Source organism: Bifidobacterium apri, from assembly GCF_009299485.1.
In the GTDB taxonomy this organism is placed as follows: Bacteria; Actinomycetota; Actinomycetes; order Actinomycetales; family Bifidobacteriaceae; genus Bifidobacterium; species Bifidobacterium apri.
The window spans coordinates 259,882-285,893 of the sequence record NZ_WBSO01000001.1 but is presented as its reverse complement, the minus strand read 5'-3'; the positions used below and the strand labels follow the sequence as shown (position 1 = coordinate 285,893).

Annotated in this window: 17 protein-coding genes; 14 read left to right on the top strand and 3 right to left on the bottom strand. The window is 60.1% G+C overall.

All coding sequences use genetic code 11. From position 1 onward, the window contains the following. Nucleotides 1-5: 5 nt before the first annotated feature. The 10 genes from dnaE to DSM100238_RS01005 all read left to right on the top strand — a co-directional run bounded on the left by dnaE (nt 6) and on the right by DSM100238_RS01005 (nt 14,105). Nucleotides 6-3,578: a DNA polymerase III subunit alpha gene (gene dnaE, locus DSM100238_RS01050; RefSeq protein WP_152354878.1), complete on the top strand. Its 3,573-nt coding sequence runs from the start codon at nt 6-8 to the stop codon at nt 3,576-3,578. A gap of 247 nt (nt 3,579-3,825) precedes the next feature. Then, nucleotides 3,826-5,223, top strand: a complete 1,398-nt coding sequence (gene hisD / locus DSM100238_RS01045) for a histidinol dehydrogenase (protein WP_167510958.1) — start codon at nt 3,826-3,828, stop codon at nt 5,221-5,223. After that, nucleotides 5,220-6,386 (top strand): histidinol-phosphate transaminase, encoded by a 1,167-nt coding sequence (locus DSM100238_RS01040; protein ID WP_152354877.1) that lies wholly within the window; start codon nt 5,220-5,222, stop codon nt 6,384-6,386. Before hisD ends, DSM100238_RS01040 begins: the two co-directional genes overlap by 4 nt. A 108-nt stretch (nt 6,387-6,494) precedes the next feature. Further along, entirely contained in the window at nt 6,495-7,094 is a 600-nt protein-coding gene (hisB, locus tag DSM100238_RS01035; RefSeq protein WP_152354876.1) for an imidazoleglycerol-phosphate dehydratase HisB, read from the top strand. After that, a complete protein-coding gene (locus DSM100238_RS01030) occupies nt 7,094-7,804 on the top strand; it encodes a hypothetical protein (RefSeq protein ID WP_152354875.1) in 711 nt (236 codons plus the stop codon). Before hisB ends, DSM100238_RS01030 begins: the two co-directional genes overlap by 1 nt. A 150-nt stretch (nt 7,805-7,954) precedes the next feature. After that, nucleotides 7,955-8,602 (top strand): imidazole glycerol phosphate synthase subunit HisH, encoded by a 648-nt coding sequence (gene hisH, locus DSM100238_RS01025; RefSeq protein ID WP_152354874.1) that lies wholly within the window; start codon nt 7,955-7,957, stop codon nt 8,600-8,602. A 200-nt stretch (nt 8,603-8,802) separates the two neighbouring features. Next, the gene (gene priA, locus DSM100238_RS01020) at nt 8,803-9,528 is read left to right on the top strand and encodes a bifunctional 1-(5-phosphoribosyl)-5-((5-phosphoribosylamino)methylideneamino)imidazole-4-carboxamide isomerase/phosphoribosylanthranilate isomerase PriA (RefSeq protein WP_152354873.1); all 726 of its coding nucleotides are present in this window, start codon (nt 8,803-8,805) and stop codon (nt 9,526-9,528) included. A gap of 205 nt (nt 9,529-9,733) precedes the next feature. Further along, nucleotides 9,734-11,071 (top strand): type I glutamate--ammonia ligase, encoded by a 1,338-nt coding sequence (gene glnA, locus DSM100238_RS01015; protein ID WP_152354872.1) that lies wholly within the window; start codon nt 9,734-9,736, stop codon nt 11,069-11,071. Nucleotides 11,072-11,616: 545 nt separating this feature from the next. Next, nucleotides 11,617-12,750: an MFS transporter gene (locus DSM100238_RS01010; protein WP_205730663.1), complete on the top strand. Its 1,134-nt coding sequence runs from the start codon at nt 11,617-11,619 to the stop codon at nt 12,748-12,750. 479 nt (nt 12,751-13,229) lie between these two features. Continuing rightward, nucleotides 13,230-14,105 carry a hemagglutinin gene (locus DSM100238_RS01005; protein ID WP_240812277.1) on the top strand — a complete coding sequence of 292 codons (876 nt, stop codon included), beginning with the start codon at nt 13,230-13,232 and terminating at the stop codon, nt 14,103-14,105. 788 nt (nt 14,106-14,893) lie between these two features. Here the strand turns inward: DSM100238_RS01005 and hrpA are convergent. Both hrpA and DSM100238_RS00995 read right to left on the bottom strand, forming a co-directional pair. Further along, nucleotides 14,894-19,051 (bottom strand): ATP-dependent RNA helicase HrpA, encoded by a 4,158-nt coding sequence (gene hrpA, locus DSM100238_RS01000; RefSeq protein WP_152354871.1) that lies wholly within the window; start codon nt 19,049-19,051, stop codon nt 14,894-14,896. Then, nucleotides 19,048-19,761, bottom strand: a complete 714-nt coding sequence (locus tag DSM100238_RS00995; RefSeq protein ID WP_152354870.1) for a class I SAM-dependent methyltransferase — start codon at nt 19,759-19,761, stop codon at nt 19,048-19,050. Before DSM100238_RS00995 ends, hrpA begins: the two co-directional genes overlap by 4 nt. Nucleotides 19,762-20,043: 282 nt before the next feature. Here DSM100238_RS00995 and hflX point away from each other — a divergent pair, with 282 nt between their 5' ends. The 3 genes from hflX to DSM100238_RS00980 all read left to right on the top strand — a co-directional run bounded on the left by hflX (nt 20,044) and on the right by DSM100238_RS00980 (nt 24,084). After that, nucleotides 20,044-21,636: a GTPase HflX gene (gene hflX / locus DSM100238_RS00990; RefSeq protein ID WP_240812264.1), complete on the top strand. Its 1,593-nt coding sequence runs from the start codon at nt 20,044-20,046 to the stop codon at nt 21,634-21,636. A gap of 177 nt (nt 21,637-21,813) precedes the next feature. Next, complete coding sequence (locus tag DSM100238_RS00985; protein WP_152354869.1) at nt 21,814-22,776, top strand: L-lactate dehydrogenase; 963 nt, start codon at nt 21,814-21,816, stop codon at nt 22,774-22,776. A 246-nt stretch (nt 22,777-23,022) separates the two neighbouring features. Next, nucleotides 23,023-24,084, top strand: a complete 1,062-nt coding sequence (locus DSM100238_RS00980; RefSeq protein ID WP_240812263.1) for a cation diffusion facilitator family transporter — start codon at nt 23,023-23,025, stop codon at nt 24,082-24,084. Nucleotides 24,085-24,496: 412 nt separating this feature from the next. On the opposite strand, the gene lexA is transcribed toward DSM100238_RS00980, so the two are convergent. After that, on the bottom strand, nt 24,497-25,246 hold the full coding sequence (gene lexA / locus DSM100238_RS00975) for a transcriptional repressor LexA (protein ID WP_152354868.1): 750 nt from the start codon (nt 25,244-25,246) through the stop codon (nt 24,497-24,499). A 262-nt stretch (nt 25,247-25,508) separates the two neighbouring features. Here lexA and DSM100238_RS00970 point away from each other — a divergent pair, with 262 nt between their 5' ends. Beyond that, entirely contained in the window at nt 25,509-25,916 is a 408-nt protein-coding gene (locus tag DSM100238_RS00970) for a LysM peptidoglycan-binding domain-containing protein (protein WP_167510957.1), read from the top strand. Nucleotides 25,917-26,012 lie beyond the last annotated feature (96 nt).

Below are 26,012 nucleotides of genomic sequence, written 5' to 3'. Positions count from 1 at the left end.
ACGGCATGACAGATTCCGGAAACTTCGTCCAGCTGCACAACCATACGCATTATTCGCTGCTCGATGGCGCTTCGAAAATACCGGATCTGGTCAAGCGTGTCAAGGAACTCGGCATGCCGGCCGTCGGCATCACCGACCACGGCAACATGCATGGCGCATACGAATTGTGGAGCAACGCAGTCAATCAGGGCATCAAGCCGATTATCGGCATTGAAGCGTATGTGACGCCGGAGACCGCACGTCAAGACAAAACCCGCGTCTCTTGGGACACCAATTGGGTGCCGCAGCCGCATCATGAACGCAATCCTGACGACGTGTCCGGCGGCGGTCTCATCACTCACTTGACCTTGTGGGCGGAAAACGACGAGGGGCTCGTCAACCTCATCAAAGCTTCATCTGTCGCCAATCTTGAGGGGCGCGTCATGCGTTACCCTCGTATGGACAAGGAAGTGCTTCAGCGCTATCACAAGGGAGTCATCTGCTCGTCAGGCTGCCCTTCAGGCATCATCCAGACCCGATTAAGGCTCGGCCAGTTCGATGAAGCCCTGCGCGCCGCCGGCGAAATGCAAGACATCTTCGGCAAAGACAATTTCTACATCGAGCTGATGGACCACGGGCTCGAAATCGAAAAGCGCGTCACCAAGGACCTGCTGACCATCGCCAAGAAACTGAACGCCCCGCTGCTCGCAACCAACGACTCCCATTACGTGCATGAGGAGGACCGTGACGCACAGGACGCCATGCTGTGCATCAACTCCGGTTCGCGGCTGGACGATCCGGACCGGTTCAAATTCGACGGTTCCGGCTACTACATCAAAACCGCGCAGGAAATGCGAGACCTGTTCAAAGAGCTGCCTGAAGCGTGCGACAACACCCTCGTTGTCGCCGACCGGTGCAACGTGATGTTCGACGACCACGAGGACGGCGCCTTCATGCCGCGCTTCGACTGTCCCGAAGGCTGGGATGAGACCTCCCTGTTCCTCAAGCATGTGGATGAGGGGCTCAAACGCCGGTACAACGGCAATCCGCCCATCGAAGTGCTCAAACAAGCCGACTACGAGTGCGGTGTCATCTGCCAGATGCAGTTCTGCGGCTACTTCCTCGTCGTGGCCGATTACATCAACTGGGCGAAATCGCACGGCGTCATGGTCGGCCCCGGCCGTGGTTCCGCAGCAGGCTCCATGGTCGCCTACGCGATGGGCATCACCGAACTCGACCCGCTCAAACACGGCCTGATTTTCGAACGCTTCCTCAACCCTGAACGCGTGTCCCTGCCTGATATCGACGTTGACTTCGACCCTGACGGGCGCATGAAAGTCCTCGACTACGTGGCCAACAAGTACGGGCACGACAAAGTCGCCCAATGCGTGATTTACGGCACGATCAAAACCAAGCAGGCGTTGAAGGATTCCGCCCGCATCATGGGCTACGAGTTCTCCGTGGGCGAGCGCATCACCAAAGCGTTGCCGCCGAGCAAGAACGGCAAGGACGCGAGTCTGCACGACATTTTCGACCCCACATCGAAACGATACGCCGAGGCCCGTGAGTTCCGTGAGCTCTACGATGCCGACCCGGATGCCAAGCGCATCACCGAGGAAGCCAAGGGCATCGAAGGGTTGATTCGCCAGACCGGTGTGCATGCGTGTGCGACGATCATGGGTTCCGAGGCGATCACGAACACGTCGCCGCTGCTGGAACGCACCGATGGCACCATCACCACGACCTTCGAATACCATACATGCGAGACGCTCGGCTTGGTGAAGATGGATTTCCTTGGCTTGTCCAACTTGACGGTCATCCGTGACACGCTGACCAATATTCAGAACAACGGCAAAGAGCCGATTGACTATACGAAGATTCCGCTGGACGACAAGCCGACGTACGAGCTGCTCGCCAGGGGGGACACGCTTGGCGTGTTCCAGCTGGATTCCGACGGCATGCGTTCGCTGCTGAAAACCTTGAAGCCTGATAACTTCAATGATATTTCCGCTCTGATTGCGCTGTACCGTCCGGGCCCGATGGATATGGATTCGCATAACAATTATGCGAAGCGCAAGAACGGGTTGCAGAAGATCACGCCGATTCACCCGGAGGTGGCTGAACCGCTGAAGGAAGTGCTTGGCGAGACGTACGGCCTGATCGTCTACCAGGAGCAGGTGCAGTCGGCGGCGCGAATCCTTGCCGGCTATTCGCTGGGCAAAGCAGATGTGCTGCGTCGAGCGATGGGCAAGAAGAAGCCTGAAGTGCTGGCCAAGGAAAAAGTCCCGTTCTTCCAAGGCATGAAGGAACACGGGTATTCGATGGAAGCCGCGCAGGCGGTGTGGGACATCCTGGTTCCGTTCTCCGGGTATGCGTTCAACAAGGCGCATTCCGCTGCATACGGCTTGATCTCGTATTGGACGGCGTATCTCAAGACGCACTACCCTGTCGAATTCATGGCCGCCCTGCTGCAGAACGAACGCACAAACAAGGACAAAACCGCACTGTACTTGGGTGAAGCGCGGCGTATGGGTATCAAGGTGCTGCCGCCGGATGTCAACGAGTCTCGACTCGAATATTCGGCAGTCGGCGATGTCGTGCGTTTCGGCCTTGGCGCCATTCGCAATGTGGGAGACAAGGCGGTTGACGATATCATCGCCGAACGTGAAACCGCGCGCGGCAAGTACGTGAATTTCATGGACTTCATCCGCCGCGTGCCGGTCACCGCCTTGAACCGCCGTCTGGTGGAATCGCTGATCAAGGCGGGCGCGTTCGATTCGATTGACCCGAACCGGCGTGCCTTGTATGAAATCCATGAAACCGCCATAGATTCGGTGATTGGGCTCAAACGCAAGCAGGCAGAAGGGCAATTTGACCTGTTCGCCGATGACGATGACGGTGGTGCGGACATGATGGGTGATGCCTCCGTCGTAGTGCCGGACATCGAGGAATGGGACAAGAAAACCAAACTCAATTTCGAGCGCGAAATGCTCGGCTTGTACGTGTCCGATCACCCGTTGAGCGGAATGACCGCGATTCTGGCGAACCTTCGGGAAATGTCGATCGCGCATCTGATTGACCGGGCGAAAACCATGGGCGATGGCCAGCAGGTGACGATCGCCGGACTGGTCACGAATGTGGATCGACGGGTGTCCAAGAAGGGCAATCCGTGGGCGATTGTGACGGTGGAGGACATGGAAAGCTCCATCCAGTGCATGTTCTTCGGCAAGGTGTACGAGAACGCCGCCGCACAACTGGCGATTGACGAGGTTGTGCAGGTGCGCGGGCAGGTGGAAGTGCGTGACGAGACGGTGAGCTTGCGCGCCACCGAAATGCAGGTGCCGTCGCTGGAAGCTGACGATTCGCGGCCTGTGGTGATCACGTTGCCGCCGGTTGCGCTTGATCGGGACCATGCGATGCAGCTCGGGCGCGTGTTGATGAATCATCCGGGGTATTGCCCGGTGAAGCTGGCGATCATGGGGGAGAAGGGCGACGCGCAGGTGCTGACTTTCGGCGACCGGTTCCGGGTCAAGCGCGATACCTCGCTGTTCGCGGAGATCAAGACTCTCTTTGGCCCCAGCTGCCTGCCTGCCGCTTGAGGTATCGGGCATCTGCCTGCCGTGTGACGGAATGGTCACATGGCAGGCAGATATCGCGGTTTGGACGGGTTGCGTGTGGGGATATCGGTGTGCGGTGTGACCGGATCGTCACACGGTGGCCGTGTTGCGTCGAGTCGGAACGGGTTATGGCGGTCGCGCGTGAGCCTGACTGGCTGTCATCTCAGCATGTGACAGAGCTCAGGGTTTTTCCCGCACAAGGTTTTTGCCCGTTGCTACCATGGTGGCTATGAGTGACAATACGATGCGAATCATTGACCTGCGCGGAAAGCGCCTCACCCGTGCCGAGATGCTGGCAGCGATGCCACGCGCCGAGATGGGCACGAAGGAAGCCACCGATTTGGTGCGCCCGATCCTCGACGATGTGAAGGAGCGCGGCGCTGCTGCCCTTCGCGATTTCGAGGAAAAATTCGACCACGTGCGCCCCGAGCATCTGCGTGTGCCGGTGGAAGCCATGAAGCAGGCGCTGGATGAGCTTGACCCTGAGGTGCGTGCCGCCATCGAGGAGTCCGTCCGTCGCAGCCGTGCGGTATCCGCCTCCCAAGTTCCTCAAGATTTCCATACCGATTTGGCTCCCGGCGCCCGTGTCGCGGAGCGTTGGATTCCTATCCAGCGCGTTGGCCTGTACGTGCCGGGCGGCAAGGCCGTCTACCCGAGCTCCGTCATCATGAACGTGGTGCCCGCCCAGACGGCAGGCGTCGAATCACTCGCCATCGCCACTCCGCCGAGCAAGGCGACCGCAGACGGTCTGCCGGACAAGACGATCCTCGCCACATGCGCGATTCTCGGTGTTGACGAGGTTTACGCGGTCGGCGGCGCCCAGGCAATCGCCATGTTCGCTTACGGCGCCCGCGGCAGCGAGCCGCAGGACGGCGAGGTGCTGTGCGAGCCGGTCGACAAGATCACCGGACCGGGCAACATCTTCGTCGCAACCGCCAAGAGCATGGTGTCCGGCATCGTCGGCATCGACGCTGTCGCCGGCCCCACCGAAATCGCGATTATCGCCGACGCCGGCGCGAACCCCAGCTGGGTCGCGGCCGATCTGATCGGCCAGGCCGAGCATGACGAACTCGCCGGCTCCGTCCTGATCACCGATTCCGAAGACCTCGCCAAGCAGGTTCAAGCGAGCCTCGACCAGCGTGTGCCTCGCACCGAGCACGCAGAGCGTGTGGCCACCTCACTGACCGGCCGCCAGTCCGGCATCATCCTGACTGACAATCTTGACCAGTCCATCGACGCGGCGAACGCCTATGCGGCCGAACACCTCGAGATCCAGACCGCGGACGCGGACGCCGTCGTGCCGCGCATCAAGAACGCGGGCGCGATCTTCCGTGGCCCATATTCCCCGGTCCCGCTGGGCGATTACATGTCCGGTTCGAACCACGTGCTGCCGACTTCCGGCACCGCACGGTTCGCTTCAGGGCTGGGCGTGCACACCTTCATGAAGCCGGTCGAAGTCATCGAATATGACGAGGAAGGCCTCAAGACGCTCGCCGCGCGCATCAACACCTTCGCCGTCTCCGAAGATCTGCCGGCGCACGGTGAATGCGTGCTGAGCCGCTTCATCAAGGACCCATACGACAAGGCGACCATCAAGCAGCAGGAAGAGCAGGCAGGACTGCGATGAGCGACAACACCATCCCGTCCAGCCTTCCGCTGCGCAACGACCTGATCGGCGAGGAACCCTACGGCGCCCCGCAGCTCGACGTGCCGGTCTGCCTCAACGTCAACGAGAACCCGTATCCGCCGAATCCGGACGTCATCGACACCATCGTCGAGCGTGTCCGCGAAATCGCCCCCACGCTCAACCGCTATCCGGATCGTGAGCATATCAAGCTTCGTCAGGCATTCAGCGACTATCTCGCCAAGGAATCCGGCGCACGGCTCGATATCAGCCAGTTGTGGGGCGCAAACGGCTCGAACGAGATCATGCTCCAACTCTTCCAGGCCTTCGGCGGCCCGGGGCGTACCGCGCTGAGCTGCGACCCCACGTATTCGATGTATCCCGAGTACGCGCGCGACACGTTCACCGGCTGGAAGGTCGTTCACCGCAACGCCGATTTCACGCTCGACGTGGACCGCACCATCGAGGCGATCAACGACATCAAGCCATCCATGGTGCTGCTGACAAGCCCGAACAACCCGACCGGCACCCCGTTGCCGCTCGAGGACACCGAACGGCTGCTCGACGCCTGCGAACACGCCGAAGTCGCTGGTGCCGCACCTGGCGTCCATCCGATTCTCGTGATCGATGAGGCCTACGTGGAGTTCCGCAATCCGGGTACGCCGAGCGCAGTCACGCTGGTCAACAAGCATGACAATCTCGCGGTCAGCCGCACCATGAGCAAGGCGTTCGCCTATGCGGGCGCGCGTGTCGGCTATCTTGCCGCATCGAAGGGCATCATCGACAGCGTGCGCATCGTACGCATGCCGTACCACCTGTCCGCAGTGACCCAGGCCGTGGCGCTCGCCGCGTTCGAACATACCGACGAGCAGCTCAGCCGTGTCGCCCATCTGCGCGAGGTTCGCAACCAGACCGCTGCATGGCTCAAGCGCCAGACCTACAAAGGCCAGCCGCTGGAAGTCGCCGATTCCGAATCGAACTTCCTGTTGTTCGGCGGTCATTTCGACAATCGTGAGCGGATTTTCCAGGAACTGCTCGACCGCGGTATCCTCATCCGGGTCGTCGGCCCGGACGGTTGGCTCCGCGTGTGCATGGGCACCGATGACGAGATGGCGCGCTTCTGCGAAGGACTCACTGAAGTGCTGCGCATCGTGGAAGCAGAATAATCCGCAATAGCTGAATACACCAAGCCAGTCAGTGCGGTTCGTGACAACGAGCATTGACCGCAACCGGATCAATCCGGCCTGTCGCAAGACCGGAGCTGAGGAGGAAAGATGGCACGTACAGCCCATATCGTGCGCAGGACCAGCGAATCGACAATCGACCTGTCACTGGATCTCGACGGCACGGGCAAAACCCAGATCGACACGTCGGTGCCCTTCTACAACCATATGATGACAGCGCTCGGCAAGCATTCCCTGATCGACCTGAACATCAAGGCGAGCGGCGACACCGATATCGACGTGCATCACACGGTTGAGGACACTGCGATTGTCTTCGGCGAAGCCCTGCGTCAGGCGCTCGGCGACAAGCGGGGCATCCGCCGGTTCGCCGATGCGACCGTCCCGCTGGACGAAGCCCTCGCCAAAGCGGTCATCGACATTTCCGGCCGCCCCTACGTGGTGTGCTCCGGGGAACCGGAAGGTTTCGAATACTGCATGATCGGCGGGCATTTCACCGGTTCGCTTGTACGTCACGTCATGGAATCGATCGCACTGCATGCCGGCATCTGCCTGCACCTGCAACTGCTCGCCGGCCGAGACCCGCATCATATCGCTGAAGCCGAATTCAAGGCGGTCGCCCGCGCGCTGAGGTTCGCCATCGAGCCGGATCCGCGTGTTGACGGCATCCCCAGCACCAAGGGAGCCCTGTGATGGCCGACGATCTCAGCGATTCCGGTGCCGAGAACGGGGACGGCCTGCATTTCAACGACGCCGACCTTGACGCTGCGATGGCGGATTTTGAACGCGAATTCGACCAGACGCAGCAATCCGAAGGCCAAGAGGATGATTTCTCCCAAGGTGAGGCATCGTTTGCTAATGACGATACCGGGACTCCCACTGAACAGCCGGACGGCCAGCAATCCTTCGAAGCGAGCTTCGACGACGAATTGCAAGGACTGCTCGGCAACAAGGCGAAAGCGGCAGCCATCATCACTCGTCTGACCTCAGCGGAATTGCTTGCCGCGTTCTGCCAGCTCAGCGATATCAGCGCTGTCTGTCTTGATGACCCGCAAGGCGCTGTGGCGGTGCTGCGCAACCTCGACGGCGACAGCCCCGAAGCCGCGGCAAAAGACTTGACGACCGTGGTGTCGGGCATGCCCGCGATCCTCACAGTCAACCGCGCGGACAAGCTTGAAGCGACACTGTTCCTACAAGGACAGGCGGGGGACCAATTCGCGCCACCCATCCTGTTCGCATCCGCAGCGCCGTTCGTTGAAGATCTGATGCTCGGCATCACCCCGCTCGAAGACATTCTGGCTGACAGGAAAAGCTTCGACTCCGCCGACCTCGATCACCAGCAGGCCTTGGCGGTGCTCGCGAAACACACGCGGTTCGGGCGCGGCAACTCCTCCATCTCGTAAGGCGCAGGCAAGAAGCGTGCGGCGAGACAGAGACATAGAAGACACAGAAGACACGGAAACAATCCCGAAGTACCGTGGACATGTCCACGGACACCGGGAGACGGGCTGCACTTGCCGCATGACCCGGAACGAAAACAGGAAGGACAACGGATGACATCGGTAGTGGTCTTCGACTACGGTTTTGGCAACGTGCGTTCCATGGTGCGTGCGCTCGCCAATCTCGGTCTTGATGTAACCCTCACGTCGGATTACCGTCAATCCGTCGAGGCGGACGGTCTTGTCGTGCCCGGCGTCGGGGCATTCGGTGCTTGCGTGGATAGCCTGCGCAACGTCGGCGGTGACCGCGTCGTCTACGATCGTTTGCGCGCTGGACGTCCGGTGCTCGGCGTGTGCGTCGGCGAACAGATCATGTTCGACCATGGCAATGAGCTCGGCAAGCCGGCGGACGGCTTGGGTCTGATTCACGGGGATGTGAACCTGCTGGACGCCGATGTGGTTCCCCATATGGGGTGGGATACCGTCGAGGCGCCGCAAGGCTCCGTGCTGCTGCGTGGACTGACTGGGGAGCGGTTCTACTTCGTGCATTCCTACGCGGCGATGGACGCTCAGCCTGTGGAAAACGGCACCGAGGACATTGATTTCGGTGGGGAAGAGCAGAAGGTGACGTGGTGCACGTATGGGCGCAGCAGGTTTGTGGCGGCCTATGAGCGCGGACCGCTGTTCGCCACCCAGTTCCACCCGGAGAAATCCGCGGAGGCGGGTGCGCAATTGCTGCGCAACTGGGTTTCGACCTTCTGAACCGCGCTCAGCTGCGTGTCTGACACGGCTGATGCGGCAGACACGGGATGCAGCAGACACGGCGGTGTGCAGGTGCGAACGCATACCGGACGGCACTTCGGGCGTGTCTGGACGTCGATGTGTAGTCCGCGGCAATCGCGAAACAAACCAGCCGGATGATACCGGCACGACAGCGGGAAACCCGCAGAATCGAGGGCAATATGGCACTCACCCTTCTTCCGGCAGTAGACGTGCGTGACGGCAAGGCGGTACGTCTGCGCCAAGGCGAATCCGGATCGGAAACCGATTACGGCAGCCCGCTCGAAGCCGCCCGCACCTGGGTGGAATCCGGCGCGCAGTGGATTCACCTCGTAGACCTTGATGCCGCCTTCGGCACCGGGAACAATCGTGACCAGCTCAGCGCGATCGTCAAAGAGCTGGGTGACAAAGTCAACATCGAAATGAGCGGTGGCGTGCGTGACGACGACAGTCTCGAAGCCGCGCTCGGAGCCGGTGCGGCACGCGTGAACATCGGCACCGCCGCGCTCGAAAACCCCGAATGGACCGCTTCGGTCATCAAGAAGTACGGTGACCGTGTCGCCGTCGGTCTCGACGTGCGCGGACATACGCTCGCAGCCCGCGGCTGGGTCAAAGAAGGCGGCGACCTGTTCGAAACCATGGCATTCCTCGATTCCGTTGGCTGCTCGCGATACGTTGTCACCGACGTGGCGCGTGACGGCATGATGAGTGGGCCGAACCTGACGCTCCTGCGCGAAGTCGCCGAACGCACCGACGCTCACGTCACCGCATCCGGAGGCATCAGCAGCCTCGATGATCTGCGCGCGATCAAAGAGCTTGCCCAGCTCGGCGTGGATGCCGCGATCCTCGGCAAATCGCTGTACGCCCGCGCATTCACCCTTGAAGAAGCGCTCGAAGTGGCGCGCTGACAGCGCTCGGCGGCGGTCGGGACGCTCCAATCCTCCCGGCCGCCGACACACTCGCCGTCTAACACACCGTGAATGCATCAAGGTCGACGATGACCTGCTAAATCCGCGGAATCACAGACAAAACACAACGCAAAACGTGGCGTGGGCACGGGAATATCGCATCCGTGTAGCATGTCCGTAATAATTCGATGGGACGATGAGGACTATGGATAAACAGCAAGAGTTCGCCCTGCGCACGGTGGAAGAACGAGACGTGCGCTTCATCCGACTTTGGTTCACGGATGTATTGGGAACACTGAAATCAGTGGCAATCGCCCCCGCCGAACTCGAAGCGGCGTTCGAGGAGGGGCTTGGCTTCGACGGCTCGTCGATCGAAGGCATGACACGTGTTTCCGAGGACGACATGATCGTCAAGCCGGACCCGTCCACCTTCCAGGTGCTGCCGTGGCGTGGCGGCCCGCAAGGCACAGCCCGCATGTTCTGCGACATTCTCACCCCGGACGGTGAACCGTCGCTCGGCGATCCGCGGCACGTGCTCAAGCAGGCGCTCGCCAAAGCGAAGGAGAAGGGCTTCACCTTCTACGTGCATCCGGAAATCGAATTCTATCTGTTCGAAAACCAGGAAGATTGGTCCCAAACCCCCAAGCCGATCGATGAAGGCGGGTACTTCGACCACGTGCCGCGCAGCCCAGGGATGGATTTCCGTCGCGCGACCGTTAACATGCTCGAGCAGATGGGCATTTCCGTCGAATATTCGCACCATGAGGCCGGTCCGGGGCAAAACGAGATCGACCTGCGGTATGCGGATGCGTTGACCACTGCAGACAACATCATGACGTTCCGTACTGTTGTCAAGGAAATATCCCTTGAACGCGGCATCCACGCGAGCTTCATGCCCAAACCGCTTGCCGACCAGCCGGGATCCGGCATGCATACGCACCTGAGCCTGTTCGAGGGCGATTCCAACGCCTTCTATGAGGCCGGCCAGGAGTTCAACATGTCGCTGATTGCCCGCCAGTTCGCGGCAGGTATTCTGTACCATGCGGCGGAGATCTGCGCGGTCACGGACCAGTACGTCAACTCGTATAAGCGGTTGTGGGGCGGTGCCGAGGCGCCGAGCTACATCTGCTGGGGCCACAACAATCGGTCCGCGCTGCTGCGCATCCCGCAATACAAGCCGGGCAAGGGCAATTCCGCGCGTATGGAGTTCCGCGCGCTCGACCCTGCGGTCAATCCGTATCTTGCGTTCTCCGTGCTGCTGGCCGCAGGCCTCGACGGTATCGAGCAGCAGATGACTTTGGGCGAGCCGACCAGCGACGACGTGTGGGAGCTCACTGACGCCGAACGCAAGGCGATGGGTATCCAGCCGCTGCCTGAATCGTTGGATGAGGCGCTCAAGATCATGGAGAAGTCCGATTTCGTGGCCGGTGTCCTCGGCGAGCACGCCTTCGAGTACTTCCTGCGCAACAAGCATCAGGAGTGGGAAGAGTACCGCCGTCAGGTGACACCGTATGAGCTCGGCAAGTATTTGCAGCGCTTGTAAATATCCGGCTGTATATCCGACTGTCCGCCTCGCGTAGGTTCGATGGTTCGGCTGATTACATACGCCCCGTTTGCGTCCAACGCAGCGGGGCGTACGTGTATTCGCGTGATACTCGGTGTGCACGTGTGCGTTCCGCTCACAACCTTCTGCCGACGCTGATGGGGTTGTGAGTGTCGGCAGAAGCTGGAGCGTGACCTTCTCTGCCGACACTGGCAGCGCGCTTAGTGTCGGCAGAAGATGGGGAGAAGAATTGGGCATCCTGGGCGACTTACCAGCCAGGTGACGCGCCGCGCAGCACTTCGACCAGACCCGGTGGTTCACTTGGGTGGGCGGTCGAGCGGGCCGTACAGGAGGGAATGCGGCACATGGATGGACACGCGCAGGATCAGACATCGGATATGGCACACCACAATCAGGAACGGGAAAACAGCCAACAACGCGAAGACAGACAACAACGCGAAGACAGCCAGCAGCGTGAAGACCATCCGGTCGTGCGCTCGCGGTTCTTCACACCTGCGGTCATCACGTTGATCGCCCTTAGTTTCATGCTCGGGCTCAGTGAATTCATCATGGTCGGCATCCTGCCCCAAATCGCGCGTGGATTGCAAGTCAGTGAAGTCACCGTCGGCAACCTCGTCTCCCTGTTTGCGGTCGCGTACGCACCGGCAACGCCAATCGGCTCGGCATTGTCGGCACGTTTCCCACGATTCGCAACGCATATGACCTTGGTGGCAGTGTTTCTCGTCGGCAACATGCTGTGCATGATCGCGCCAAACTATCCGATACTCCTGATTGCCCGAATCATGATCGCACTCGTCGCCGGCACCACGGTCGCCGTGTCCATGACATACGCGCCGGATGTCGCCAGCGCAAGCAATCGCACACGATTCATCGCCTGGGTGTTCTCGGGATTCTCCATCGCCTCCGTCGTCGGCGTGCCTGTCGGCACATGGGTCGCGGGGACGTTCGGGTGGCGTGCGGCTTTCGCGCTGATTGTTGTGCTGACCATCATCCTGATGCTCGCCATGATTGTCGTGCTGCCGCGAAACAGCCACCCGATGACCATCGGTTTTCTGCCGCAATTCCGCCTTTTCGCCGATCGGCGTATCCGATTGGGCGTGTTCGCCGTCATGTTCGGGGCGGCCGCAAGCTACGTGTTCTACACGTATCTCACGCCGATTATGCGCGACGAAATCGGCATTCCACAGCGTTTCGTCAGCTTCGGACTGATGATTTTCGGCGCCGCATGCCTGTGCAGCAATCTGTACAGCGGACGGCTTGCCAACCGGGGGACCGGCGTGGCGCCCCTCGCGCGGATCCGCCCGATTTATCTCATGCAAGCGGTGCTGTTGTGCCTGCTTGCTTTCGCCGGTCTTCAACCGATTGTCGGGGCGCTGCTGCTCATCGTGCTCGGCCTGTTCATGTATTTGCAGAATTCCGCATCCCAAGTGCTGTATATGGATGTTGCGGCGCAGGCACACCCGGGATCCATGAATCTTGCGGCGTCATTGAACTCCATGTCGTTTAACATCGGCATTGCACTCGGATCAGCCGTGGGCGGGGTAGTCAACGATCAGCTTGGGCTGGTTTGGCTCGGTCCTTTCGGTGCTGTGTTCGCGGTGCTCGCCGCTTTGACGGTCAGCGGATTGCATCCGACACGCGCGGAACTCGGAGCGTAGTGGCGGAGCTGTTATCGTGAGCGACGACCGTGCCCCGGCTGCGTTTTACAATGACAGTGACGACAGTGATGACAGTGACGACCAGGAACAACCAGCATGATGAAGGACGGAACGATTCCGATAGCAGGGAAGACGCTTCGCGGAGCGTCCAGCAGACTGCCCGCGACAACGTCCTGCACAACCATGATGCGGTGGATGACACTGTTCACGACAGTACGGAAGAATCCAGCATGAGCGACAACACATCAAAGGGCGCAGCGGCGGCATCACGCCATGCGACATCAGCACAATCGGCGGCAGCGGGAAAGTCGGGAACAACCGGCAAATCAGCGAAATCAAAGAAATCCTCGGGATCGTCGGCTGAACAAGGATCACGACGGCGTGCAGCGGGCTCCGCAGAATCCGCGCCAAGCAACAAGTCCGGACGGAAACCATCATCGCGCGGCACAGCCAAGACAGCTTCATCGTTCGCACAACGGATGCAGCGATTCACAACCCGATACCGCCGCACATGGAAGACGGCGAATCCCGGCAAACGGTGTCTGATTGCGCTGGAAACAATCGTTGCGATCATCTGCATCATGGCACTGGTCATGGGACTGATCCGGGTTATCCAGTGGCGGACAGAAATCGCCATCGCCCAATATCGGCAGAATCAGACCGCAGAAAAGTACGGATACAACCCAGGCAACATCATTTCAGACGGGCAGTTCTTCAACGGCAACGCCATGAGCCAAGCGGAAATCCAAGCATTCCTTGATAAACAAGGCGCCTCGTGCACTGGGAGCCAATGCTTGCGCGTCATGACCTTCGACAGTGAAAACGAGCCGGCCGGCAACGAATGTGAAGCCTACCAGGGCGCGCAAGGCGAAACCGCGGCGGCAATCATCAGCAAATCAGCCAAAGCATGTGGAATCAGCCCGAAAGTGCTGCTCACCGTACTGCAGAAGGAACAGCATCTGGTCACCGCGACCAGTACAACCGCCTTCCAATTCAAAGCCGCAATGGGACTGAGCTGTCCCGACGATGCCAGTTGCGACCCGCAATACGCCGGATTCTTCCGACAAGTGTACGGGGCAGCCAAACGATACAAGTACTACTTGCAGCATGAAGACGCATACGGATACCATGCCGGCAGCATGAATTACATTCAATACAATCCAAATGCGAGTTGCGGCGGCAGCCAAGTGTACATCGAGAACAAAGCCACTGCGCTGCTGTACATTTACACGCCATACCAGCCGAACACTGCGGCGCTCGCGGCTGGTGCGGGGGAGGGGGACTCCTGCTCGGCGTACGGCAACCGCAACTTCTCGATCATCTACACCGGCTGGTTCGGCAACCCGCGCTCGTAAGGTTCAGGCTGCTCTGAGGGTGAGTGTTGCCGGGTTGTGGGCTCTTCGTGGGTGTTGGGTTGTGTGAGGATTTGCTCACAATCCGGGTGGTTGGGGAAGAAAGTGTTGCTGGTTTCGGTGGTGCGGCATATAGGAACCAAAGTTATTGCTTTAGACTTCTCGTTCAGGTGTTGAAGACAGGCATGTGCAGGTCAGTCTATTCGATTGAGGTGCCAGATTCCGGGGCGTCTCCGTCGAAGTTTCCGTCTGTTTCGACGTGGGAGGGTGGTGTCGTGCCATCAGGTATGGCGAAGCGGTAAGGGGCCGGCTTGGCGCCCGAGCCGGTCATGTCCGTTGTTATTCATCCTCGCCCCGCGCAATCCGCACTCCGGGGCCCTGTTCGATCGTGTCCTCATCACTCCATGAAGATACGGGAACCAAGTTCGACACCCCGACACGCTTACGGCCACAACGCCTGCGGGGATTATAAGCAATAACTTTGGTTCCTATATGCCGGTGGTGCTGAGGCTGTCTGTGTGAGGATTGGCTCACAATCCGGGTAGTGGGGATGCGGGTTTTGTGGGTTTCGGCGGGGTGCGGGTTGGGTTGTGTGAGGATTCGCTCACATACTGGGTGGTGCGGATGCGGGTGTTGCCGGTTTCGGCGGGGCTGGGGCTGTTTGTGTGAGGATTCGCTCACATGGATGGGTATGAACCTGCCCGCCGTCTGCCGTCTGCCACCCGTCGTCTGCCGCCCGTTGGACATACCCGCATCCCGATGTCCCCGCCCCGCGAGCCGCAGCGCCCCGCCTACGCGAGTGCTTTGCGGATGCGCTGGATACTCACCGGTTTCGCGGTGCCCAGCTCCTGCGCCCACAAGGACACGTAGAACTCTTCGAGCATCCACCGGGCTTGGGTCGCTTTGCCCAGCAGCATCTCATGGCGCGGCCCGGCCGGCTCCGCCTTGGCGCGTTCCATCGCCTTGTCCACGAGCCCACGCGCTTCATCGGCCTGCCACGCCCAGCGCACGTCCCGGTTCTTGTCAGTTTTCGCTTTGGCTAGTCGCATCAGATCAGCGTGGAGATATCGTTCGATATTCGGCAACGCATCCGGTGGTGCAGCTCCGACGAATCCGGGGAACACGAGTGTGGCGATATGCTCCCGCACCGATTGCAGCACTGACAGCATCGGCAAATCGGCTTTGCCGGACACCGCCTTATCCACTTCAGCGTATCGTTTGAGAATCGCGATCACGTCATGCGCCACCGCATACACGGTGTCCTCGAACACTTCCGACACGTCGTTGACCGCTTGGGCGAGCGCCTGATCATCCGGTAGCGTATCCACGTGTGGCAACAAGCGCTTGACGGCGGCGAGCTGCAAATCCTCCACCAGATCGGCGGTGGAACGGTATGGCGCGCTCGCCAGCATCAAGGCTTCAGTTCCGAGCCACCGGGAGGAGATGCGTTCCGAAGGCAAGCGCAGGGTTTGCAGCGCGCCGTTCCACAGGATGTCTGCCCGCGGTTTGGTGGTGGCGCCGGCTTTGTGCAGCAGATTCGCCTGCTGAACGATGTTGCCTTGCGCTTCGGCGGCTTTCGCTTGGCGTTGCACGACTTTGCGCGCTGACGCGGCGGCGAGTTGGGCGAACTGCCGTTGCAGTCCGACCAAGGATTTCCCGGTGCCGAGCACTTTGACGGTTTGCCGTCCACTGTGTCCAGTGCTGTGCCAGGTCCCGTGTCCCGCCCCGGACTCGTGCCCATGCCCGCGCCGATGCTTGGATGACGCGTGGGGCAAGGGTTGCTCGATGCTGAAGGTCATGCGCAGGTAGGGCGCGAGCTTGGCGATTTGCTCGTCGGTGTACACTTCGGGGTGAATTTGCGCGCCCACGGTTGATATTGCGGCGGCGGTAAACGCATGGATGATGTCAGGCCATGTGCCCGCTCCAGTCGTCTGCTGGCCGCTCTCGGAGTCATCCGTCGTATCCTGTGCAGGCAGATTCGGATGCCCCATTTCCCCGGATCCAGGCAGATCCGGGTATTGCTCATCAATCGCCTCGCGGATTGCTCTCGCCGTGTCGGGGGCTGGCACGAATTGGACGCGCAGCGCCTTGGGCAGGGATTTGATCATGCCGAGCAGCAGTTCGTCCAGCAAACCGGGCACGTTCCATGTGAACTGTTCAGGGGTCAACCTGGACAGTTCTTTGATGGGGATGTGCACGGTGACGCCGTCGTCAGGCGCGCCGGGCTCGTACTTGTAGCTCAGTCGCAGGTCGATCGGCGTGCCGTCGGTGCCGAGCGTATGCCAGTACTCGGGGTAGTCGTCCATGCTGACGCTGCCGAATTGTTGGAGCCGTTCGACGTTGGCGGGGTCGAAATCCAGCAGGTGCGGTTGGCTGTCGTGCTCGTGCTTCCACCATTTCGACAGATCGGCGACGCTTGTGATATCGGTAGGGACAACGGCATTGTAGAAGTCGAACAAATCCTCATCGCTGACCGTGTCGGCGACTTGTCGTGTCCGGTCAGCATCCTGTGCGGCTTCCTCGAGGATTTCCCGGTTGCGTTCGATGAACCCGTCGAACGGGAAGCGCTGTTGGATATCCCCCTCGACAAGCCCTTGCCGGAGCAGGAAATCACGCGCCTGTGTGGGGTTGATGCGTCCCCATTGCACCGGACGGTCTTGTACGATCGGCAGCCCGTACAACAGGATTTTCGATTGTGCGACGGCCGATCCGCGCGACCCGGACCAGTGAGGTTCGGCGTAGGTGACGCGGGTGAGCGACCCTGCCAGTGGTTCCGCCCATGCCGGGTCGATTGCCGCAGAGTAGCGCGCCCACAAGCGTGACGTTTCCACCAGTTCCGTGCTCATCACCCATGGGGGTGTGGTTTTTGCGACCGCCGATGCGGGGAACAGCGCGAATCGTGTGCCGCGCGCGCCCTGGTAGTCGTTTTTCGCGGTTTTCTGTGCGCGTTTCATGGCGCGGGCTTTGGCCGCCCCTTTGAGTCCGGCGAAATCCGAAGCTTTTGGCTCGCGTACCACCTGCATGCCCATCATGGACAGCAGCCCGGCGAGCATGGACTGGTGGATGCCTTGTGCATCCCACGTGCAGCACATGGAGTGTGCGGCTTGCTGATTGATGGGCAGGTTGCGGATGTCCAGCCCCGGCCGGGAGATTGGTTGCGGCTCGCCGACCCGGAATTTCAGTTCGCGGCACATTTGGGACAGTTGGGCGACCAGATCCTTCCACTGCCGCATGCGCAGGAAGCTGAAATATTCGGCTTTGCAGATGCGACGCAGCGCGTTGTTCCCCGGCTCGCCGTCAACTTGGAACACACGGTCCCACATATTGAGCGCGGTGAGGAAATCGCTGGTCGGATCGGCATAACGATTGTGGATTCGGTCAGCTTCCTCACGTTTGTCTTCCGGCCGTTCCCTGGGGTCTTGCAAGCTGAGGAACGCGACGACGACCAGCACGGCGGCAAGCGTGTTCGGCGTGGTATGAGTGGCGGCTTCAATGACCATGCGCCCAAGCCTGATATCAATCGGGATATGGGACAATTGCCTGCCGATGCGGGTCAACCTGACTTCACCGTGATTATGGCTGACCGCTTTGAGCTCAGTCAGCTCATTGAAACCGTCGGACACGGATCGCACATCCGGCGGGTCGATGAACCCGAAATGCGTGATGTCTTCGACCGTGTGCGCCACACCGACCGACAGCATGTGCAGCACCACCGCGCCAAGTGAAGTCCGTAGGATTTCAGGCTCAGTGAACCGTGGCCGCGTCTGATAATCCTCATTCGAATACAAGCGGATCGCGATGCCGTCAGCGACACGTCCGCAACGACCGGAACGCTGATCGGCGCTCGCCTGTGAGATCGGCTCGATCGGCAGACGCTGCACTTTCGCCGTTTTCGAATACCGCGAGATACGAGCGGTTCCCGGGTCGACGACATAGCGGATTCCCGGCACGGTCAGTGATGTTTCAGCCACATTCGTGGCGATGACGATGCGTTGATGGGTGTGCGGCTCGAACACTTTGTGCTGTTCTTTGGCGGATAGCCTTGCGAACAGCGGCATGATCTCGATCGCATCCGGCCGGCGCATGTCTGCGGTGCGCGGACCGAAGTGATGATGCAAAGCGTTCTCGAAGTCATGGATGTCGCGCTCGCCGGACGCGAAGACGAGAATGTCCCGCGGGCCGTGATCATGACTGGAACGGATGACCAGTTCCGCGCAGGCGCGTGCCACTGCGGTCGGCATGTCGCTCTGGTCGTCATCGTTGTCACCCCTGTCGTCTCCACCGAGCGCTGGATTGCGCGGGTTGGCGAAACCGGGCACGTGATTCATGAGCGCGGGCAGTGAACCCAATGGTTCGTAGACGATTTGCACCGGGTAGGTGCGTCCGGACACTTCGATGACCGGGACGTTCGTGTGCAGCGCGTGTTCGAAATGGTCGCGGAATTTCTCCGAATCGATGGTCGCCGAGGTGATGATGAGCTTCAAATCATGGCGTTTCGGCAGCAGTGCGGTCAAGTAGCCGAGCAGAAAGTCGATGTTGAGGCTGCGTTCGTGCGCCTCGTCGATCACGATGGTGTCGTAGCGGCTCAGCTGGGGGTCACGTTGGATCTGCGCGAGCAGAATGCCGTCGGTGACCACACGCAGCCTGGTGTTGGGGGAGCTTTCGTCGGTGAATCGCACTTGGTAGCCGATTTCATCGCCGAGTTTCGTTCCCATTTCCATCGCGATGCGTTCGGCGACTGTTCGGGCGGCGAGTCGACGCGGCTGGGTGTGCACGATTTGGTGACCATGCGTCCCGCGTCCCATTTCCAACAGCATTTTCGGAATCTGGGTGGTTTTGCCTGAGCCGGTTTGTCCGGAGACGATGACGACCTGTGAGTGTTTCACCGCGTCGATGATGTCGTCATGAGCCGCGGAAATCGGCAGTTCCGGAGGATATGAGAACTTCATGCCTGACGCAGCACCTCGATGACACGATATCCCTTGGAACTCGCGTATTTACTGACCGCATACCCGTCTGTGAGCGCTTGGGCGAGCCAGGTGATCAACGAATCGGATCCGAGGTTCTTCTGCACTACCAGATATGCGGCGCCGCCCCGGTTGAGCCGTGGCAGCCACGCCATGAGCAGCTCATGCAACGCTTCTTTGCCGATGCGGATCGGCGGATTGGACCAGATTACGTCGAAGGTCAGGTCGGCGGGGACGGCTTCAGTGGTGACGGCGTGCACGTGATTCAAGCCGTTGGCTTTCGCGTTTTCGGCGGTCAAGTCCACCGCGCGTTCGTTGATGTCGACCGCCCAGATGTCAAGGTCGGGGGATTCGAAGCCAAGAGATAAGGCGATCGGACCCCAGCCACACCCCAGGTCGAGCCCGGTGCCGTGTTGCGGCGGCATGGGCGCGTGGCGCAGGAGCACGGAGGTGCCCAGATCGACACGATTGCCTGAGAATACGCCGTTGGATGTCTGGACGGTGGCATCATAGCCGCGTAGCGTCACCTTGCGTTCACGCCTGACGTCAGCGGACTGGGGGTTCGCCGCGAAATACTGCTCATTACCGGTGGTCTGACGCTTGCCGGCGTGTTCCTGCCCTGCTCCGTTCTCGTGGTCGTGGCGCTCGCCGCGATGCGTGTCATTGCCCTGATGTGGTCTCGATACTGCCATGCTGATATGTCTTCCTATACGTTGCTTTCTGTCTGCCGCCGAATGCCGGTGTCCTGTCGTGGGGGCGTGCCCGCCTGTCGCTGACGGCGGAACCGGCTTGGTGTTGTCGTCTAACATGTTGATAATAAAGACAATAGTTGATACTAGGAAGATACCGCCGATCGTGCCGCTGATTCGGCGGTGCGAGAAGAAGGAACAGCCATCACCACCACAGCTTTCGCACGTACGGATGACACTGACGACACGGACAATACCCGGGGGATCCGGAACAGTACGGCGGGCGTGACGCCGCAACAGGCGGATTATCGTACGACGCCAGAGATGGCGGAATCCTTGCCGGATCGTGTCGCGGAACAATCAGAGCGGCAACCGGAGCAGTCCACACGTCAATCCGGCGGATTGGGCGGGCAACAAGCGCAGGAGCAAGGCGACGGCGTGCTTGCGGAGCATTCCGAAGTCCTGCTTGACGATTCCGCCGCACACCCTTACGCGCATGAGGATCAGGAATGGCGTGAACGTGAGGCTCGCAACGAGCTTAAGCGTGTCGCCGGCCTTGGCGAATTGCAGGACGTCACCGAAGTCGAGTACCGCAAGGTCCGTCTCGAACGCGTGGTGTTGGTCGGCGTGTGGTCGAGTGCGAAAACCACCCAGGCCCAAGCTGAAGAATCGTTGCGTGAGCTCGCGGCGCTTGCACAGACTGCCGGTGCACAGGTGTGCGACGGCCTGTTGCAGCACCGTTTGCGTCCGGATGCGGCAACGTATGTGGGTTCAGGCAAAGCCAAAGAAATCGCGGGTGTTGTCGCACGGGATGAGGCGGACACGATTATCGTGGATGACGATTTGCCGCCAAGCCAGCGGCGAGCTTTGGAAGATGCGACGAAAGTCAAGGTCGTTGACCGGACTGCCGTAATTCTTGATATTTTCGCCCAGCATGCGACCAGCCGAGAAGGCAAGGCCCAAGTCGAACTCGCCCAACTGCAATACATGCTGCCGCGACTGCGCGGATGGGGCGGGTCGCTGTCCCGCCAAGCCGGCGGCCGGGCTGCCGGTGCGGACGCCGGAATCGGCTCGCGTGGCCCGGGCGAGACGAAAATCGAAATGGACCGTCGTGTGATCCGCAACCGGATCGCCAAATTGCGCAAGCAAATCGCCCATATGGCCCCCGCGCGCGATGTCAAACGCGGGTCCCGCAGACGTTTCGGCCTGCCCACGGTCGCCGTGGTCGGATACACGAATGCCGGCAAATCCTCATTGACCAATCGACTGACTGGTTCCAAGGAACTGGTGGAAAACGCGCTCTTCGCCACACTCGACACTGCGGTGCGTCATGCGAACGCGAAAGACGGCCGACAATACGCGTATGTGGATACCGTCGGTTTCGTGCGTCGCCTGCCCACGCAGCTGGTCGAAGCGTTCAAATCCACACTTGAGGAAGTCTCGGACGCCGATGTGATCGTGCATGTGGTCGATGCCTCGCACCCCGATCCGTTCGCCCAAATCGATGCGGTCAATGCGATTCTCGCCGATATCAACGGGACGGAAAGCATTCCACGCATTGTGGTGTTCAACAAAATCGACAGGACGGACCAGACGACCCGTGAACGTCTCGAAGCGCTTGCGCCTGAGGCACATTTCGTGTCCGCGTTCACTGGAGAAGGCATCGACGCGTTGCGCGCCGAGGTCGAGGGGCTGCTCCCCGTTCCCGGTGTGCATGTCAGTGCGTTGCTGCCCTACACCGCCGGATCGTTGGTTTCGAAGATCCGCGAATACGGTCAGATGGATTCCATCGAGTACCGTGGGGACGGCATGATGGTCGAGGCGCAGGTCGACAGCCAACTGGCCGCGCAAGTGGTCGATGCCGCAATCGACGAATAAGTGCTCAACGGCAAGACCGTTTGATATTGCTGTACTGTGAACGCTCCCATAATGTTCGTTGAATATGCTCGGCGTCAAGGCGTTTTCCTCCCGGAAACGTCACGGAGAGCCACTAGAGTGGAAGTGTTACTGAATGAAACCCGTCACAATCGGGTCATTGCCAAGGAGAAGTAGCAAATGGTGAATTCAGCTGTAAAGCCCACGAAGCTCGCTATCATCGGTGCCGGCGCTGTCGGCTCAACGCTTGCCTTCGCGGCCGCCCAGCGTGGCGTTGCACGCGAAATCGTTCTCGAAGACATCGCCAAGGAACGTGTCGAGGCTGAGGTGCTCGACATGCAGCACGGCTCAAGCTTCTATCCGACCGTCTCCATCGACGGTTCCGACGATGTGGAGATCTGCCGTGACGCCGACATGGTCGTCATCACCGCAGGCGCTCGCCAGAAGCCTGGCCAGTCCCGTCTCGATCTCGCCGGCGCGACCATCAACATCATGAAGTCCATTATCCCGAATGTGGTGAAGGTCGCCCCGAACGCCATCTACATGCTCATCACGAATCCGGTGGATGTTGTGACCCACGTGTCCATGAAGCTGTCCGGTCTGCCGGCCAACCAGATGTTCGGTTCCGGCACGAACCTTGATTCCGCTCGTCTGCGCTTCCTGATTGCGCAGCAGACCGGTGTGAACGTGAAGAACGTGCACGCCTATATCGCCGGTGAACACGGCGATTCCGAGGTTCCGCTGTGGGCTTCCGCCACCATCGGTGGCGTCCCGATGTGCGATTGGCAGCCGCTTCCGGGCCATGAGCCGCTCGATGCTGCCAAGCGCGAGGAAATCCATCAGGAAGTCAAGAACGCCGCATACAAGATCATCCAGGGCAAGGGCGCGACCAACTATGCGATCGCCATGTCCGGTGTGGACATCATCGAGGCTGTGCTGCGCGACACCAACCGCATTCTGCCGGTGTCCTCCATGCTCACCGACTTCCACGGCATCTCCGACGTGTGCATGTCCGTGCCGACCCTGCTGAACCGTCAGGGCGTGAACTCTCGCATCAACACCCCGCTGTCCGACCATGAGCTCGAGGAGCTCAAGAAGTCTGCGGAGACGCTGCGTGAGACCGCTGCGAAGTTCGGCTTCTGATGCATCAGCGGGGATCTATGACGGCATCGTGACATTGCTTCGATAACGTCGGATATCCCGTGACGCACATCGTTGTGCCGGTTGTCATGCCGGCCGCGAACACAAGGAACCCCGGTTGCCATGCCGGGGTTTCGTCGTATTGGTGCCGATGAGAATGGTAATGAGAAGCGATTTCGGCAGGCGTGACCGGGTAACGGCACCGGGTTTCATAAGAACGAGTCTGCGGCTAGCCAAGGAGATTATGTGATGGCGCACGTGCAAGAGACATCCCGACAGCGGGGAAGTAACGCGGAACATCAGCGCAGACTGATGATGTCGCTGGCGTTGACGTCAACGGTGTTCATCGCCGAAGTCATCAGTGCGGCGGTGACCGGATCATTGGCCTTGCTCGTCGATGCCGGACATATGCTCACTGATTTGTCGGTGCTGGTCGCATCGACGGTGACGGCTATGCTGATGCGTCGCAAGCCCAGCAACACCAGGACTTGGGGATGGGCTCGGCTGGAAGTCATTACCGCGGCGCTTGGTGCGTTGGTGCTGCTGTTCGTCGGGGTGTATGCGCTGGTGGAAGCCGGGATGCGTCTGTTCGGCGGGGCGGATGACGGTGTGCGCAGCGTCGGTCTGCTGCTGTTCATGGGCGTATTGGGTCTTGCTTCGAATATCGGCTCGATTGTTATTCTCCATGCGAATAGTGAAGACAACATGAATATGCGTGCGGCGTTCCTGGAAGTGGTCAATGACGCTTTGGGCTCGGTCGCCGTCATTGTCTCCGCGATTGTGCTGCAATGCACGGGCTGGGGCGGTTTTGACGCGATCGCCGGCGGGATCATCGCGTTGATGATGATTCCGCGCGCGGTGCTGCTGCTGCGCAAGGCGGTGCGTGTGCTGTTGGAGGAGACGCCGGAAGGATTGGATCTTGATGAGGTTCGCGCGCATATGGAACGTGTGCCGCATGTGGTGGCTGTGCATGACCTGCATGCGAGTACGGTGTCGACCGGCATGCCGGTGCTGATGGCGCATGTGGTGGTCGATCCGGGGTTGTCGATGGCTCAGGGGGCGCAGATTCTGGCTCAGTTGCAAAGCTGCCTGCGCGAGCATTTCCCGGTGTCGATCCCGCATACGACGTTCCAGTTGGAGCCGGCCGGGTGCGAGGCGACTCGCGCAGAACACTTGCATGATGCGCCGGAGGGTGTGGACGGGCGCGACGATGGTGACAGTGCTGATGGTGCTGCGGGTGGCGGCGGTGTCGATGCCGATGGTGACCGTGATGGCGGTCGCGGTGATGTTGGGCTCGGGGAAAGACAATAGCGCAGATGATGGCGGTCGCGCCGAAGTCGACGGTGCCGGTCGTGTTGGTGCCGATGGCAGTGCGTCGGTTTGATGGACGTTATGGCAGCGGCTCACATGATCCCGGTCATGGTGCTGGTGGTGCATTGAGACTCATCTACTCGCGAGATTGTGTGAGGATCGACTCGCATACTTGACCGTTAGTCATTCCAAACCGTCTTGCGCGGTGGTTGTTGGCCACTGCGCGACAGGTGTGTTGCACGGCGGCGTGTTTGGCTTGAGTTCTGTCGATGAGGCAAAAGTATCTGTCTGCCGTGCGACTGCCGGATCCGCACACGGGGGCAACATCACTATCAGGCGAACACATGTAAGGACAATGCGGTCGGATCCGCACGCCACGGGGAACAACAGATGATCGCGGTGGCTGCCGGATTTAGATTTTGCGCAGCACCGTGACCACTTTGCCCATGATTTGTGCGTGGGTGCCGTCGATGGGCGAATAAGCAGGGTTATGGGGGATGAGCCACACGTGACCGTGTTCTTTGCGGAAGGTCTTGACGGTGGCTTCGTCGTCGAGCAGCGCCGCGACGATGTCGCCGTTCTCGGCGTTCTGTTGTTCGCGCACGACGACGAAATCGCCGTCGCAGATGGCCGCGTCGACCATGGAATCCCCATGGACTTCAAGCATGAAGAGATTGCCTGTTCCGGTGAGCCGTTCGGGCAGTCTCATCACGTCTTCGATATGCTGCTGGGCTGTGATCGGAGTGCCTGCAGCGATTCTGCCGACGAGTGGTACATCTCGTGATTCGAGAATGGTTTCGCGGTCGTCAAGGGAGGTGTCGGCGGCGGGGAAGGGGAAGATCTTGGCTGCCTGTTGATGTGTAGCCTCCTGCTGCGAGGGTTGTTCTGTCACAGACTGGCTTTCGACCAATTCGATGGCGCGGCCTTTTTTCGCGCCGATGCGAATATATCCGCGATCGGCGAGCACTTGCAGCTGGTGTTTGACCGATGACGGGCTTTTCAAACCGACCAGATCGCCGATTTCCCGGAATGATGGGGCATAGCCGTGTTCGGCTACATGGGAGCGGATGGCGTCCAGTACTTGGCGTTGGCGGTCGCTCAATGCCGAAGATTGCTGGTCTTGCTCGTCATCATGCCGAGATGGGAATGCGATGGTGCCCACATCAAATCCTTTCGTTCTCCACTAGCATAACCGAGCATGCGGTAAAAATCAAACAAATGTTCGACACACCCCCTTGTCAACTTCGAACGCCTGTGTCATAATTAGAACATCTGTTCGATAGAACATGTGTTCGAATAGATTGCGGCAACTCGCAACATCGCTGTACGGCGGTGCGGTTGCAAACAGCACGGTCGCATGTGCTGGTCGTTATGGCGAAGAGCCATGGCGCCTGGCGCATCAGACAAAGGAAAGGTGGAGAAACATGCGTGCTCAGGAGTATGTGGGGATGGGTGCTGCCGGCTATCGCGCTGTTCAGACACGTCCTGGTGAGGGTGTGCGAGTGTGCAATCGGCGTAGGGCTGCGCGTGAGTCTGCTATCAGTGCAGACCATAGCCAATCATTGCTGGCCAAAGGGCTGATCATCGCGTTACTTGTGTTTGCGGCGGTGTTCGGGTGGAGCGTGGTTGAGTCGAAAACCGCCGAATCGGCGACTCCAACAAGAACCGTCACGTATACCGTGCAGGCGGGTGATACCCTCTGGCGGTATGCGCAGGAGACTACACCTGCTGGGGGAGACGTGAATCAGAAGATTGACGAGATCGTCAGACTCAATAACTTGCAGTCCACCGGTCTCAAGCCCGGCGAAACGATTGTGGTGCCCATTGAGTGAATGGCATCGGCCATTGACGGATGTCGATGCCATGCCGTCAGTCGGTAGTGACCGCTGGCTGGCCGGAAATGGCTGCAAGTTGGGGCTGTCGACTAT

Excerpts from the sequence above, each read along its gene's own strand:
- dnaE (WP_152354878.1), top strand. The coding sequence starts at position 6 with ATGACAGATTCCGGAAACTTCGTCCAGCTGCACAACCATACGCATTAT.
- hisD (WP_167510958.1), top strand. The coding sequence starts at position 3,826 with ATGAGTGACAATACGATGCGAATCATTGACCTGCGCGGAAAGCGCCTC.
- DSM100238_RS01040 (WP_152354877.1), top strand. The coding sequence starts at position 5,220 with ATGAGCGACAACACCATCCCGTCCAGCCTTCCGCTGCGCAACGACCTG.
- hisB (WP_152354876.1), top strand. The coding sequence starts at position 6,495 with ATGGCACGTACAGCCCATATCGTGCGCAGGACCAGCGAATCGACAATC.
- DSM100238_RS01030 (WP_152354875.1), top strand. The coding sequence starts at position 7,094 with ATGGCCGACGATCTCAGCGATTCCGGTGCCGAGAACGGGGACGGCCTG.
- hisH (WP_152354874.1), top strand. The coding sequence starts at position 7,955 with ATGACATCGGTAGTGGTCTTCGACTACGGTTTTGGCAACGTGCGTTCC.
- priA (WP_152354873.1), top strand. The coding sequence starts at position 8,803 with ATGGCACTCACCCTTCTTCCGGCAGTAGACGTGCGTGACGGCAAGGCG.
- glnA (WP_152354872.1), top strand. The coding sequence starts at position 9,734 with ATGGATAAACAGCAAGAGTTCGCCCTGCGCACGGTGGAAGAACGAGAC.
- DSM100238_RS01010 (WP_205730663.1), top strand. The coding sequence starts at position 11,617 with ATGCTCGGGCTCAGTGAATTCATCATGGTCGGCATCCTGCCCCAAATC.
- DSM100238_RS01005 (WP_240812277.1), top strand. The coding sequence starts at position 13,230 with ATGCAGCGATTCACAACCCGATACCGCCGCACATGGAAGACGGCGAAT.
- hrpA (WP_152354871.1), bottom strand. The coding sequence starts at position 19,051 with ATGAAGTTCTCATATCCTCCGGAACTGCCGATTTCCGCGGCTCATGAC.
- DSM100238_RS00995 (WP_152354870.1), bottom strand. The coding sequence starts at position 19,761 with ATGGCAGTATCGAGACCACATCAGGGCAATGACACGCATCGCGGCGAG.
- DSM100238_RS00985 (WP_152354869.1), top strand. The coding sequence starts at position 21,814 with ATGGTGAATTCAGCTGTAAAGCCCACGAAGCTCGCTATCATCGGTGCC.
- DSM100238_RS00980 (WP_240812263.1), top strand. The coding sequence starts at position 23,023 with ATGGCGCACGTGCAAGAGACATCCCGACAGCGGGGAAGTAACGCGGAA.
- DSM100238_RS00970 (WP_167510957.1), top strand. The coding sequence starts at position 25,509 with ATGCGTGCTCAGGAGTATGTGGGGATGGGTGCTGCCGGCTATCGCGCT.